This window comes from Sphingomonas sp. Tas61C01 (assembly GCF_052567495.1).
The window spans coordinates 1,251,357-1,264,368 of the sequence record NZ_CP199583.1; the positions used below are offsets into that span (position 1 = coordinate 1,251,357).

Here is a 13,012-nt window from a genome sequence, read left to right on the forward strand (position 1 = left end):
CGTGGTTTTCACCAGTGGCCCAGGCAACTCACCAAGCGTCAAGGCGAAGCGGATAGCCGACCAAGATGACGACGGGCGCGAGCCCAACCCCGGAACGGTCCAGCTATCCGCGCCCGGGTCGGGTGGCCACCCGACCCGGGCATCCCGCTTATGCGCGGAACGAGCGACTTCTAAACTGGCGATAACAGACAACCCCGGACTTGTTCCGGGGTCCACGGCGCTGCAAAATCGACGGCTTATGCTCTTGCCGAACAATGGATCCCGGAAAAAGGGCTCTCCTGAGCGAAGTCGAAGGGTCCGGGATGACGAAGGAGTTTCGCAGAGGTCTTAAGAAGGCTGGAGCCCAATACCGGGTCACCGCCTTCGCGGGAACACATGATATTAGGTGCCCTCCCCGGCGCGACGAATGGATCACCGGCTCGGGCCCCTCGGCTCACCCGCCCCCCGCAGCCACCTCCGCAACCGTCCGCCGCCGCCGCAACGCCGCGCCGACGCCAGCGAAGCCGACCAGCATCATCGACCAGGTCGCGGGTTCCGGCACCGCCGCGACGCGCGGATTCCAGCCGAGCGCCATCAGCTGGATGCCCTCGGGCGACGCGAGGCTGAAGGTCACCGTCGGCTGATTGGGGCACGAGGTCGAATCCATGAACAACCCGATCGGCCCGCCGGAGCCGGCCCCGGTCGAACAGGGGGCGTCTGGCCCCCAGCCATTGCGGTCGGTGCCGGTCCGGGAGAATTGCTGGATCTTGGTCACCCCGCCGTCGATCGAGAAATATGCCGATCCGTCCTCGGTGAACTCGGGCGTGCCCGGCGCCGCATAGCGGTACATGTCGAGCGCTTGCATCATGTAGTCCGACCCGACATTGGAGTTGCCGCCGCCGAGAACGTGCATGATCTCGTGCTGGATCGTGTTGATCGCCGAATAAAGCCTGGCCTCCGTCCCATCCCATTCTGGGATGTCGAAGCCGAACAGCATCTCGTCAATGCTGGCCAGCGATATCACCCCGTCGAGGCCACCGTCCAACTGGGCGCCATAGAGATCGTAGACCGGCGTCCCGTCGTCGTTGGTATATCGTTCGAAATCGCCCATCGTGTCGAACCCGTTGGCGCGCAGCAGCGCACTGCTCGCGCCGACATAGCTGAGGTCGGGATTGCCGTAATTGCCCTTTTCAAGGTACTTCACCGCCTCCGACAGCACGACATTCTCGGGATGCGCCGCCGCGTTTTCGCGGAGCATGTCGACGTAGGTTTCCTTGTACTTCCCGTCTCCCGAGGCGCCGGAAACACCGAGAAAATTGTAGGCGTCGAGATCGAGATCGTAGCGGATGTTCACCGTGACATCGTTGGACAGCAAAGACGCGAATGCGTTCGACGAATAGTTGATCGCGGCGATGATTTCGGTGGCGCGCGGATTTGCCGTCAACGTCTTCGAAAAGTAGTTGTTGATCACCAGCGCGTCCGCCGGGACTGCCGTGGCCGACAGCGATACGACCGAAAGCGACACCGCCGACACCGACGACCAACTCTTCGACGCCAATCCGATCATTCGTAACCTCCCGTCATCGACACGACGCGCCTCGGCTCGTCCAGCTACGTCACCCGATCAGGTCGCGGCGATGCACGCCGCCGCACGCGGGCGCCGCCGGCGCAGTGCCGCGCCGATGCCGCCGAAGCCGAGCAGCATCATCGTCCAGGTCGCAGGCTCCGGCACCGCGGCCACTCGCGGGTTCCAGCCGAGGGCCATCAGCTGGATGCCCTCGGGCGAATCCAGGCTCAACGTCACGGTCGGCTGGTTGCTGCAGGACGCCGCGTCCATGAACAACCCGATCGGCCCGCCCCTGCCGATCCCGCTCGGACAGGGCGCCATGGGGCCCCAGCCCCCGGCTTCCCATCGGTCGCCGGTATTGAACTGCTGGATGTTGGTCTTGCCACCATCGACCGAGAAATAAGCGAAGTCCGTTGCACCGCCGTCGTGTGGCTTGCCCGGTGCGGTGTAGCGATACAGGTCGAGCGGCGTCACCTGCTTGGTTACCCGGAGCTCCTGCAGATCATCTTCGTACATCTCGATGATGATGGAATTGCCACCACCCAGGATGTGCATGATCTCGTGCTGGATCGTATTGATCGCGGAGAAGCGGACGGGGGCGCCCACGATGCTTTTGTCGTATGCGGGGATGTCCATGCCGAACAACATCTCACTGACGCTCATCAATATCACGGATCCGTCCAGTCCCTGCCCCTCCGGCAGCGAGTCGCCGCCGAAATCGCTGTACCACTCCCCGTTTCCCCAGGTCTCGACATCGCCCTGGATGGGCACACCGATCGCTCGAATCTGCGCGCTGGTAACCTCAATGTACTCGATACCGGGATTGGCGAAGTTCCCTTGCCCCAGGCTCTCGACCGCTTTCGCCAGCACGGCGTTTTCCGGGTTTGCCGCCGAGCTCGCGATCAACAGGTCGCCATAGACGTCTTTCCGGATCCGCTCGCTTCCGCCCGCCGCACGCCCGAGGCCGACACCGACCGAGTAATCCAGCTGATACTGGATGTTCACGGTGACATCGTTCGAGAACAGATTTTCGAATGCTCTAGACGAATAGTTGATCGCGTCGATGATCTCGATCGCGCGTTCGTGGTTCTTCAGATCATAGGTAAAGTAGTTGTTGATCACCAGCGCATCGGCAGAGCTTGCCGTCATCGTCAGCAAGACGGCAGCCGTCAGCACCGGCAATCGCTTCGCGAATAGTCCAACCATCTCGATCTCCAACGCCATCCAATGTTACCCCCCCTTGGGGGCCGACCGCCAACCTGTCAGGCGAGGTCGATCCGCACCGCCACCCGCGGACGCCGCCGGCGCAGTGCCGCGCCGATGCCGCCGAAGCCGAGCAGCATCATCGTCCAGGTCGCGGGTTCCGGCACCGCGGCGACCCGTGGGTTCCAGCCGAGCGCCATCATCTGGATGCCCTCGGGCGAATCCAGGCTCAACGTCACCGTCGGTTGGTTGCCGCACGACACCGCGTCCATGAACAACCCGATCGGCCCGCCCCGGCCGTAGCCGGTCGGGCAACGGAGCGTCGGCCCCCAGCCGCCGGGATCCCCGAAGTTATCGCTGTTGAAATACTGGATATTGGTCTTGCCGCCATCGACGGAGAAATAAGCCGTGTCGTGCTCGTTGCCGTCGTTGGCCACGCCCGGCGCCGTGTAGCGGTACAGGTCGAGCCCCGTGATCTGATCCACGCCGGGCAGGACGAGGGCATTGCCGCCACCGAGGACGTGCATGATCTCGTGCTGGATCGTGTTGATCGCGGCGAAGCGCCAGGAGGCGAGGCCCACGCTCTCGTCGTATTTCGGCATCTCGGACCACGGGATGTCCGTCCCGAACAGCGCGTCGTCGAGGCTCATCAGCTTCACCGATCCATCCAGCCCCTGCCCCTCGGGCAGCGAGTCGCCACCGAAATCTGCGAAATAGGGGTCGTCCGGCGGACCCCAGGTCTCGAGATCGCCTTGGATCGCAATCCCGAGAGCGCGAGCCTGCGCGCTCTCGAACTGGATCCATTCGACATCGGGGTTGGCGAGGTTGCCGACACTAAGGCTTGCGACCGCCTGTGCCAGCACGGTGTTTGCCGGATTGGCCGCCGAACTGGCACGCAGCCAATCCGCGTAACGATCCTTGCGGACCCGGTCGCCCGACGTCGCCGACTGACCGAGGCCGTAAGAGCTCGAATAGCCCAGCTGATACTGGATGTTGACCGTTACGTCGTTGCTGAACGCCCGCTCGAATGCTCGCGACGAATAGTCGATCGCGTTCATGATCTCGACCGACCGGGCGTGGTTTTTAAGATCATAGGTGAAGTAGTTGTTGATCACCAGCGCGTCCGCCGATGTCGCGATAGTCGATGCCGAGATCGCAGCGGATAGTAACAATGCTTTCGAAACTAATCCCACCATGCCACTTTCCCCAATTCAATCAGCCTGAACAGACTTGTCGAATCGGAAGATAACTCAAAACCGGCAATTAACAAAGAATTAATACCGACGCTCAGCTGGGCATGGCAATATAGTTAAGAATATGATCCATATCGTTCGCATCTATACATGGAAGGCTGTTGTTCCGAGCCGACACTTGCAAGATCTCGCGGGTCCAGTCCGCGGCCCGTCGGCGCGATCGCCCGGCCCAGGAATCACCCCACGCGGCTTACGGCCCTTGCCGGCCCCGTCATGCATGTACGTCCCGCGCGCCACGCTCGTGACACGGCCGAACCGCCCTCAGGCGTAGGCGCCCTCGCTCACCGCGGCGCTGTTGTGGCGCAGCGTCGTCAGCACCGTCGCGACGATGTGATCGGCGTCCAGCCCGGCATCGGCATATTGCTTCTCGGGCTTGTCCTGATCCTGGAACGCGTCGGGCAGCCGCAGCGTGCGCAGCTTCAGCCCCGCGTCGATCAGCCCCTCGTCGCTCGCCAGCGTCAGCACGTGCGCGCCGAACCCCCCGACCGCGCCTTCCTCGATCGTCACCGCGACCTCGTGGGTGGTCAGCAGCCGCCGGATCAGCGCCACGTCGAGCGGCTTGGCGAAGCGCAGGTCGGCGACCGTGGTCGACAGCCCCTTCGCCTCCAGCACCTCCGCCGCCTTCAGCGCCTCCTCGAGCCTGGTGCCGAGCGACAGGATCGCGACGGTCTTGCCCTCGCGCACCACCCGCCCCTTGCCGATCTCCAGCCGCTCGGGATGCGCGGGCAGCGCCACCCCGGTGCCGTTGCCACGCGGATAGCGGACCGCGATCGGGCCGCTGTCGTGCATCGCGCAGGTATGCGTCATGTGCACCAGCTCGGCCTCGTCCGCCGCGGCCATGACCACGAAATTGGGCAGGGTCGCCAAATAGGTGACGTCGAACGCCCCCGCATGCGTCGCGCCGTCGGCCCCCACGAGCCCCGCGCGGTCGATCGCGAAGCGCACCGGCAGGTTCTGGATCGCGACGTCGTGGACGACCTGGTCATAGGCACGCTGCAGGAACGTCGAATAGATCGCGCAGAACGGCCGCATCCCCTGCGCCGCCAGCCCCGCCGCGAAGGTCACGCCGTGCTGCTCGGCGATGCCGACGTCGAAGAAGCGATCGGGATACGCCGCGGCGAACGCGTCGAGCCCCGTCCCCGACGGCATCGCCGCGGTGATCGCGCAGATCCGGTTGTCGCGCGCGGCCTCCGCGACCAGCTGCTGGCCGAACACGTTCTGGTATGCCGGCGGCCCCGGTGGCGCCTTCGCCTGCGCGCCGGTGATCACGTCGAACTTCTGCACGCCGTGATATTTGTCCGCGGACGCTTCCGCGGGGGCATAGCCCTTGCCCTTCTTGGTCACGACATGGACCAGGATCGGGCCCTCCTCGGCATCGCGGACATTCTCCAGCACCGGGATCAGGTGATCGAGATTATGCCCGTCGATCGGCCCGACATAATAGAAGCCGAGCTCCTCGAACAACGTGCCGCCCATCGTCATCCCGCGCGCGAACTCGTCAGTCTTGCGTGCGGCATTGTGGAACGGCCGCGGCAGCCGCCGCGCGAACTTCTTGGCGAGCTCGCGCAGGCCCAGAAACTCGCGACTCGACACGATCCGGCTCAGATACGCGCTCAGGCCACCCACCGGCGGCGCGATCGACATGTCGTTGTCGTTGAGGATCACGACCAGCCGGTTGCCCGCCTGCTCGGCGTTGTTCATCGCCTCGTACGCCATCCCCGCGGACATCGCGCCGTCGCCGATCACCGCGATGCCCTTGCCCGGCGTCCCCGCCAGCTTGTTGGCGATCGCGAAGCCCAGTGCCGCCGAGATCGAGGTCGACGAATGCGCCGCGCCGAACGGGTCGTATTCGCTCTCGCTGCGCTTGGTGAAGCCGCTGAGCCCCCCGCCCTGGCGCAGCGTGCGGATCCGGTCGCGCCGTCCGGTCAGGATCTTGTGCGGGTAGCATTGATGCCCGACGTCCCACACCAGCCGATCGCGCGGCGTGTCGAACACGTAATGGATCGCGGTAGTCAGCTCGACCACACCAAGCCCGGAGCCGAGATGCCCGCCGGTGGTGCCGACGGCGGAGATCACCTCCGCCCGGAGTTCGTCGGCAAGGTCGCGCAGCTGTTCGGGCTTGAGCGTGCGGAGGTCCTGGGGCGTCGCGACGGTGTCGAGCAACGGCGTAGCGGGTAGATCGGCCATCACCCCGTTTACCCGCGCCGTCGGCACGTGTCGATTGCATCCGACAACTTGTCAGAGTGTTGCAGTCGATTCACCATATCGGCTGCACATCATGTGCATCGCTGGCCCGCGTCGCGGCGAGTGCGTCAGGCCGAGAGAGCCGGCTCGCACGCGGCGCAGGCGCCGCGAACCTCGATCACCGGGCGCACCGGCGAAAACCCCGCGGCGCGGGCGGCGTTGCGGACGCCGCCGGTGATCCGGTCGTCGTCGAGATGCGTGGTCTGCCCGCAATGGTCGCACACCAGGAAGATGCAGTCGTGCAGGCAGTCGGGATGCGCGTTGGCGATATAAGCGTTGGCGCTCTCGACCTTGTGGGCCAGGTTCGCGCCGACGAACAGGTCGAGGATCCGGTACACGCTGTTCGCCGCGACCCGCCGCCCCTCGCTCTTTGATACCGCATCGGCGATGTCATAGGCGGAGGCCGGCTTGGCGAACCCCGCCAGCGCCTCGTATACGCTCGCGCGCATCGTGGTCCATTGCTCGCCGGATTTCTCGAGCGTGGTCTGCGCGGCCAGCGCCAGTTCGGCGCCCTGCGGCTCGTGGTGATCGTGCGCGTGCGCCATGACGAAGAGGTAGGACGCCGCGACCCCCCCGGCAAGCGCCTAGGACAGCGCGCGCCGGTTGAGATCGTGCCCGAACGCGAGCAGGCCGACGCCGATCACGGTCCAAAGCGCCTCGCCACCACCACCGTCATGCGGCAGCGACATCGCGCCCGCCATCACCCCGAGCCCGAACGCACCCATCGATGCCGGCATCAGATACCCATGTTCCAACACGCCCTTGCCGAGCGCCACCGCGCCGAGCGCGATCGCCAGCGTCAATCCGACCTCGTGAAAGATCGGGCTCAGCAGCATTCCGCCGACCGTCGACAGCATCGCCAGGAACACCGCACTCGCGATGCAATGCACCAGGCACAGCCCCGACAAGGCGATCGCCAGTCGATCGAGGCCGGGCCAGCCGAGGCGAGTCGTAATCGTCATGGTCGACCCGGATGTAAGCGGGCCGACGACAAGATACAACATCACATTTGGGTAAGCGAAGAGGGGCTTAACGACGACCATCGCTTCCACCACCCCGGCGAAGGCCGGGGCCCAGTCGGGAAGGTGGCTGTTGCCGAGCGCAGCACCCGACAAGTCGCGTCTCTGACCTGGGCCCCGGCCTCCGCCGGGGTGGCATCAATCCTGAAACGTCCCGCTTGGCGAACGCTTGCGCAGGGAGTACCGCGCGGCATGCTTCAACCCAGCAGCGCCTTCATGTCGCGCGCGCGGCCTCGGGCCGTGGCCATCTGGCTGTTCGTCGTCGCCGCGATGATCGTCGCGATCGTCGTCGTCGGCGGGATCACCCGGCTGACCGAATCGGGCCTGTCCATCACCGAATGGAAGCCGATCCGCGGCATCGTCCCGCCGATCGGTACCGCGCAGTGGCAGGCCGAGTTCGACGCCTACAAGCGCATTCCCGAATATGCCGCGATCAACAGCGCGATGACGCTCGACGGGTTCAAGACGATCTATTTCTGGGAATATATCCACCGGCTGCTCGCGCGGACGATCGGGATGGCGTTCGCGCTGCCGCTGCTGTGGTTCTGGGTGCGCGGCCGGATCCCCGCCGGCTACGGCCCGCGGCTGATCGCGCTGTTGATGCTCGGTGGACTGCAAGGCGTGATCGGCTGGTGGATGGTGATGTCGGGCCTGTCGGTGCGCACCGACGTCAGCCATGTCCGGCTCGCGGTGCACCTGATGACCGCGCTGGTCACGCTCGCCGGGATCGTCTGGACCGCGCTCGACCTGCGCGCGCTCGCCCGCGATCCGATGGCGGTGCCCGCCCGGCTCGATCGGGTGGCGGCGATCGCGTTCGCGCTGCTGTTCGTCCAGCTCGTCTATGGCGCCTTCACTGCGGGGCTCAACGCCGGCTATGCCTTTGCCAGCTGGCCGCTGATGGGCGACTCCTTGTTCCCCGCGGGCGTGCCGATGACCGATCCCGCCTGGGCCAATGCGGTCGACAACCCGATCGTCGTCCAGTTCATCCACCGCTGGTGGGCCTTTGCCGCCGCGGCCGGGCTGGTCTGGCTCGCGGCGAAAGCAACCCGCTCGGGCTCAGGCGCGGGCTTCTGGGTGGTCGGGCTGGTCACGCTCCAGCTGTTCCTCGGCGTCGCGACGCTGATGACGGGCGTAAAGATCGAGGTCGCCGAGGCGCATCAGGCCAATGCCGCGCTGCTGCTGATAGCGACCGTGTTCGCCGCGCACGCGGTCGGCCGGCGACGTGCCACGACCCTTCAGGTATAGAGATACCCGTCAGCAACGCCGCGGAATGCTTGACTTGCCGGCCCTTCCTGCGCATTAGGCCGGCATTCGCGCCAGCCCGCAACGGCTGGCGCGTTGCATTTCAATCTGGAAGGTCTCGCCCATGAAGGCGCTCATGAAGACCACCAAGTCGGCCAAGCCGCACGAGGTGGACAAGAAGTGGCATATCGTCGACGCCGACGGCCTGGTGGTCGGTCGCGCCGCGTCGATCATCGCCAACGTCCTGCGCGGTAAGCACAAGACGTCGTTCACCCCGCACGTCGATTGCGGCGACAACGTCGTCGTGATCAATGCCGACAAGATCCGCTTCACCGGCAACAAGGCCGCGAAGAAGGTCTATTATCGGCACACCGGCTATGCCGGCGGCATCAAGGGCATCACCGCCGCCAAGGTTCTCGAGGGTCGCTTTCCGGAGCGCGTCCTGGAAAAGGCCGTCGAGCGCATGATCCCGCGCGGTCCGCTAGGCCGTGAGCAGATGCGCAACCTCCGCATCTTCAAGGGCGGCGAACACCCCCATGAAGCGCAGAACCCGCAGGTTCTCGACATCGCGAGCATGAACCGCAAGAACAAGGTGGGCAACTGATGTCCGACAATCGCCAGTCCCTGTCCGATCTCGCCGCGCTGGCGAATCAGCCGGTAGCCGCCACGCCGACCACCGACGCCGCCGGCGGCGAGGCTCCGGCCGCAGCGCCTGCCCCCGTCGTGTCGACGATGCCGCTGCGTGAGCAGATCATCGACAAGCAGGGCCGCGCCTATGCCACCGGTCGCCGCAAGGACGCGGTCGCCCGCGTCTGGGTCAAGCCCGGCACCGGCAAGATCACCGTCAACGGTCGTGATCAGGAGGTCTATTTCGCGCGTCCGACGCTGCGTCTCGTCATCAACCAGGTGTTCGGCGTGACCGAGCGCGAAGGCCAGTACGACGTGATCTGCACCGTGAAGGGCGGCGGGCTTTCGGGCCAGGCCGGCGCGGTCAAGCACGGCATCAGCCAGGCGCTCACCAAGTACGAGCCGATCCTGCGCGCGCCCGTCAAGGCCGCCGGCTTCCTGACCCGCGACAGCCGCACCGTCGAGCGCAAGAAGTACGGCCGCGCCAAGGCACGCCGCAGCTTCCAGTTCTCGAAGCGCTGATCCTTCTACAGTTCGCGTATCGAAGGGGCGGTCCGGCAACGGGCCGCCCTAATGCTGAGCGGATGATTTTTCTCCGTCACCCCGGACTTGATCCGGGGTCCCGCTCTCGGCCGATTCAGGCGTTAGGCTCGAGCGGCCAGCGGGACCCCGGATCAAGTCCGGGGACGGAAATTAATTACATTAATGGGCTAAACCTCACCCTCACATCCGCACCACCCGCGTGCCGAGCCGCTCCGCCTCCTCCGGATCGTGCGTCACGACCAGCATCGGCAGACGGGTCTCGTCGCGCACGCGTTCGATCGCGCGCATCGCCTCCTCGCGCCGTGCGCGGTCCAGCGACGACAGCGGCTCGTCGAGCAACAGGAACCGCGGCGACGACAGCAGTGCCCGCCCGATCGCGACTCGCCGCGCCTCCCCGCCCGACAGGTGCCGCGGCCAGCGGTCCAGCAGATGCGCGATGTCCAGCGTCTCCGCGACTTCCGCCAGCCGATCCGCGTCCCCCCGCGCGCCGTACAGCAGGTTGGCGCGCACCCGTAGGTGCGGGAACAGCCGCGGCTCCTGGAACACATAGCCGGCGCGGCGGCGCTCCGCGGGCAGGTCGACGCCGTCGCCGAACAGCGTCGTGCCGCCGACCGAGATCCGCCCGCGATCTGGCCGCAGCAGCCCCGCGACCATGTTGAGCACGCTGGTCTTGCCGACCCCCGACGGCCCGAACAGCACCGTTGCGCCGTCGCCTGCGCTGAGCCGCAGCGCGATCTCGGTCTCGCCCAGCCGCCGTTCGACATCGATCTCAAACCCCATGCAGCCCCCGCCCCGCGCGCCGCGCGAGCAATTCCGCCGCGATCAACGCCGCCAGGCTCAGCGCGACCGAGACTGCCGACAGTCGCCATACCGTCGCCTCGCCGCCGGGCTGCTGGAGCGCCGCGTAGATCGCCAGCGGCAGCGTCTGGGTCTCGCCCGGGATGTTCGACACGAAGGTGATCGTCGCGCCGAATTCGCCGATCGACCGCGCGAAGCCGAGCACCGCCCCCGCCAATACGCCCGGCACGCTCAGCGGCAGCGTCACCGTCAGGAACACTCGCCACCGCCCCGCGCCGAGCGTCCGCGCCGCATCCTCCAGCCGCCGATCGACCGCCTCGATCGACAGCCGCATTGCCCGCACCATCAGCGGCAGCGCCATGATCCCCGCCGCGATCGCCGCCCCGGTCCAGCGGAACAGGACGCTCGTCCCGAACAGCGCCTGCAACGGCGCACCGATCGCCCCCCCCGGCGCGAACAGGATCAGCAGCACCCAGCCGGTGACCACCGGTGGCACCACCAGCGGCAGGTGGACCAATGCGTCGACCAGGATCCGTCCGGGGAAGCGCACCCGCGCCAGCAGCCAGGCGAGCGCGAAGGCGAGCGGCAGTGTCACCAGCATCGCGACGCCGCCGACCTTCAGCGACAGTGCGACGATCTCCCACTCCGCCGCACCGAGCATCAGCGTGCCGAAAACCCGAACCGGACGAAGATCGCCTTGCCTTCGCGCGACAGCAGGAACCGCCTGAACGCCGCTGCCTCCGGATTGCTTGACGCGGCGATCAGCGCGATCGGGTAGGTGATCGCGGGGTGCGTCGCAGCAGGAAACACCCCCGCGACCCGCACCGCGCGCGATGCCCGTGCATCGGTCGCGTAGACGATCCCCAGCGGCGCCGCCCCACGCTCCACCAGTGCCAAGGCGGCGCGCACATTCTCCGCGCGCACTACCCGCGGCGCCACCGCCCGCCACGCGCCGAGCCGCTCCAACGCCGCCTTGCCGTAGCGCCCGGCGGGCACCGTGACGGGATCGGCCATCGCCAGCGGCCCTGCCCCAAGCACGCGCGCCAGCGCGGCGGCGGGTCGCAGCGGGATCCGCGCTGGGTTCCCCGCGGCCGCGATCACCACCAGCCGGTTGCCGAGAAACGCGGCGCGCGAGCCCGGCACGATCAGCCGCTTCGCCGCGAGCTCATCCATCCAGGCCGCATCCGCCGACACGAAGACATCCGCCGGCGCCCCCGCCCCGATCTGCCGTGCGAGCGCTGCCGACGACGCGAACGACACCACCGGCCGCGGGTGACCGCGCCGCGCCCAGGCATTTGCCGCTGCGCTCATCGATTCCTGCAGGCTCGCCGCCGCCAGCACCAACGGCGCGCGCTGCGCAGCCGCGGGCGCCGCCATCAGGATGAGCGCCAGCAGCCCGGCGAGAAAACGCATGCGAACAGCCCTCCGCGAGTTGAACCGTGGCTATAACGCGCGGCTGGTGAAAGCCACTGGGTTTTGGGGAGTGGATCGAGGGCTCGACCGTGCCTTTCCTTGCGTCAGCCTGGAGCTACCACCTCACGGCACCAACAAACTACTCCCCGACGTCTCGCCCGCCTCCAGCGCCCGGTGCGCCGCCGCGGCTTCCTCCAGCGGAAAGGTCTGCCCGATCTCCGGCACGATCGCGCCGCTGCGCAGCATCGCGAACACCCGCTCGACCCCGGCCTGCCGCTCCTCCGGCGTCACGTAATAGTCGAACAGCGTCGGCCGCGTCACGAATAGCGATCCCTTGGCGGCGAGCACGCCCAGCCCGATCCCGGTCACCGGACCGCCGGCATTGCCGTAGCTGACGATCAGCCCGCGCCGCGCGGTTGCGGCCAGCGTCACCTCCCAGGTCGCCATGCCGACGCCGTCGAACACCACCGGCACCCCCGCTCCGCCGGTGATCGCGCGAACCCTCGCGGCGACGTCGTCGCTTTTGTGGAGCAGCACATGATCGGCACCCGCCGACCGCGCCTGCTCAGCCTTGGCCTCCGACCCGACCGTGCCGATCACCGTCGCGCCGATCGCCTTCAGCCAGCCGACCATCAGATGCCCGACCCCGCCCGCCGCCGCCCAGACCAGCACGGTCTGCCCGCGCTCGACCTTGGCGCAGCGCTCGATCAGGCATTCGGTGGTGCAGCCCTTCAGCATCAGCGCCGCCGCGGTGCGATCGTCGATATCGTCGGGCAGCTTCACCAGCTGCGCCGCCCGGACGTTGCGCGCGGTCGCGTACGCCCCCGGCGCCGGCCCGAAGGTCGCGACCCGGTCACCGGCTGCGAAGCCGTCGACCCCGTCGCCGACCGCCTCGATCACCCCCGCCGCCTCGCTGCCGAGCCCCGAGGGCAGCGAAAGCGGATACAGCCCGCGGCGCTGATAGGTATCGATATAGTTGAGCCCGACCGCGGTGTGCCGCATCCGTACCTCGCCCGCCGCCGGCGCGGGCAGATCGACGTCGATCCACTCGATCACCTCAGGCCCGCCCGTCGCCCTAATCAATGCCGTCCGCGCCATACCCGACTCCCGTTTCGTGGCCATCG

The 13,012-nt window shown here is 67.1% G+C and carries 13 protein-coding genes; 3 read left to right on the forward strand and 10 right to left on the reverse strand.

From position 1 onward, the window contains the following. Positions 1-433: 433 nt before the first annotated feature. The 6 genes from ACT009_RS05960 to ACT009_RS05985 all read right to left on the reverse strand — a co-directional run bounded on the left by ACT009_RS05960 (position 434) and on the right by ACT009_RS05985 (position 7,208). Complete coding sequence (locus ACT009_RS05960; protein WP_445193424.1) at positions 434-1,546, reverse strand: NF038122 family metalloprotease; 1,113 nt, start codon at positions 1,544-1,546, stop codon at positions 434-436. 57 nt (positions 1,547-1,603) lie between these two features. Next, positions 1,604-2,764, reverse strand: coding sequence for an NF038122 family metalloprotease (locus tag ACT009_RS05965; protein WP_445193425.1), 1,161 nt, complete (start codon positions 2,762-2,764; stop codon positions 1,604-1,606). A 44-nt stretch (positions 2,765-2,808) separates the two neighbouring features. After that, on the reverse strand, positions 2,809-3,864 hold the full coding sequence (locus tag ACT009_RS05970; protein ID WP_445193426.1) for an NF038122 family metalloprotease: 1,056 nt from the start codon (positions 3,862-3,864) through the stop codon (positions 2,809-2,811). Between the two features lie 399 nt (positions 3,865-4,263). Next, the gene (gene dxs, locus ACT009_RS05975; RefSeq protein ID WP_445193427.1) at positions 4,264-6,189 is read right to left on the reverse strand and encodes a 1-deoxy-D-xylulose-5-phosphate synthase; all 1,926 of its coding nucleotides are present in this window, start codon (positions 6,187-6,189) and stop codon (positions 4,264-4,266) included. 125 nt (positions 6,190-6,314) lie between these two features. Further along, positions 6,315-6,791, reverse strand: coding sequence for a Fur family transcriptional regulator (locus tag ACT009_RS05980; RefSeq protein ID WP_445193428.1), 477 nt, complete (start codon positions 6,789-6,791; stop codon positions 6,315-6,317). Positions 6,792-6,830: 39 nt separating this feature from the next. Next, positions 6,831-7,208, reverse strand: a complete 378-nt coding sequence (locus ACT009_RS05985) for a MerC domain-containing protein (protein ID WP_445193429.1) — start codon at positions 7,206-7,208, stop codon at positions 6,831-6,833. 249 nt (positions 7,209-7,457) lie between these two features. Between ACT009_RS05985 and ACT009_RS05990 the strand changes: the two genes are divergently transcribed. The 3 genes from ACT009_RS05990 (at position 7,458) to rpsI (ending at position 9,656) form a co-directional block, all read left to right on the forward strand. After that, positions 7,458-8,510 (forward strand): COX15/CtaA family protein, encoded by a 1,053-nt coding sequence (locus tag ACT009_RS05990; RefSeq protein ID WP_445193430.1) that lies wholly within the window; start codon positions 7,458-7,460, stop codon positions 8,508-8,510. Positions 8,511-8,631: 121 nt separating this feature from the next. Next, positions 8,632-9,111 (forward strand): 50S ribosomal protein L13, encoded by a 480-nt coding sequence (rplM, locus tag ACT009_RS05995; RefSeq protein ID WP_375420972.1) that lies wholly within the window; start codon positions 8,632-8,634, stop codon positions 9,109-9,111. After that, on the forward strand, positions 9,111-9,656 hold the full coding sequence (rpsI, locus tag ACT009_RS06000; RefSeq protein ID WP_445193431.1) for a 30S ribosomal protein S9: 546 nt from the start codon (positions 9,111-9,113) through the stop codon (positions 9,654-9,656). Before rplM ends, rpsI begins: the two co-directional genes overlap by 1 nt. A 201-nt stretch (positions 9,657-9,857) precedes the next feature. On the opposite strand, the gene ACT009_RS06005 is transcribed toward rpsI, so the two are convergent. From ACT009_RS06005 to ACT009_RS06020, 4 genes are all read right to left on the reverse strand, one after another. Beyond that, on the reverse strand, positions 9,858-10,457 hold the full coding sequence (locus ACT009_RS06005; protein ID WP_445193432.1) for an ATP-binding cassette domain-containing protein: 600 nt from the start codon (positions 10,455-10,457) through the stop codon (positions 9,858-9,860). Next, on the reverse strand, positions 10,447-11,136 hold the full coding sequence (gene modB / locus ACT009_RS06010) for a molybdate ABC transporter permease subunit (RefSeq protein ID WP_445193433.1): 690 nt from the start codon (positions 11,134-11,136) through the stop codon (positions 10,447-10,449). The genes ACT009_RS06005 and modB overlap by 11 nt, the downstream gene beginning before the upstream one ends. Beyond that, positions 11,136-11,888 (reverse strand): molybdate ABC transporter substrate-binding protein, encoded by a 753-nt coding sequence (gene modA, locus ACT009_RS06015; protein WP_445193434.1) that lies wholly within the window; start codon positions 11,886-11,888, stop codon positions 11,136-11,138. Before modA ends, modB begins: the two co-directional genes overlap by 1 nt. 123 nt (positions 11,889-12,011) lie before the next feature. After that, complete coding sequence (locus ACT009_RS06020) at positions 12,012-12,986, reverse strand: quinone oxidoreductase family protein (protein WP_445194029.1); 975 nt, start codon at positions 12,984-12,986, stop codon at positions 12,012-12,014. Positions 12,987-13,012 lie beyond the last annotated feature (26 nt).

Excerpts from the sequence above, each read along its gene's own strand:
- ACT009_RS05980 (WP_445193428.1), bottom strand. The coding sequence starts at position 6,791 with ATGGCGCACGCGCACGATCACCACGAGCCGCAGGGCGCCGAACTGGCG.
- rplM (WP_375420972.1), top strand. The coding sequence starts at position 8,632 with ATGAAGGCGCTCATGAAGACCACCAAGTCGGCCAAGCCGCACGAGGTG.
- ACT009_RS05960 (WP_445193424.1), bottom strand. The coding sequence starts at position 1,546 with ATGATCGGATTGGCGTCGAAGAGTTGGTCGTCGGTGTCGGCGGTGTCG.
- ACT009_RS06005 (WP_445193432.1), bottom strand. The coding sequence starts at position 10,457 with ATGGGGTTTGAGATCGATGTCGAACGGCGGCTGGGCGAGACCGAGATC.
- dxs (WP_445193427.1), bottom strand. The coding sequence starts at position 6,189 with ATGGCCGATCTACCCGCTACGCCGTTGCTCGACACCGTCGCGACGCCC.
- ACT009_RS06020 (WP_445194029.1), bottom strand. The coding sequence starts at position 12,986 with ATGGCGCGGACGGCATTGATTAGGGCGACGGGCGGGCCTGAGGTGATC.
- rpsI (WP_445193431.1), top strand. The coding sequence starts at position 9,111 with ATGTCCGACAATCGCCAGTCCCTGTCCGATCTCGCCGCGCTGGCGAAT.
- ACT009_RS05990 (WP_445193430.1), top strand. The coding sequence starts at position 7,458 with ATGCTTCAACCCAGCAGCGCCTTCATGTCGCGCGCGCGGCCTCGGGCC.
- modB (WP_445193433.1), bottom strand. The coding sequence starts at position 11,136 with ATGCTCGGTGCGGCGGAGTGGGAGATCGTCGCACTGTCGCTGAAGGTC.
- modA (WP_445193434.1), bottom strand. The coding sequence starts at position 11,888 with ATGCGTTTTCTCGCCGGGCTGCTGGCGCTCATCCTGATGGCGGCGCCC.
- ACT009_RS05985 (WP_445193429.1), bottom strand. The coding sequence starts at position 7,208 with ATGACGATTACGACTCGCCTCGGCTGGCCCGGCCTCGATCGACTGGCG.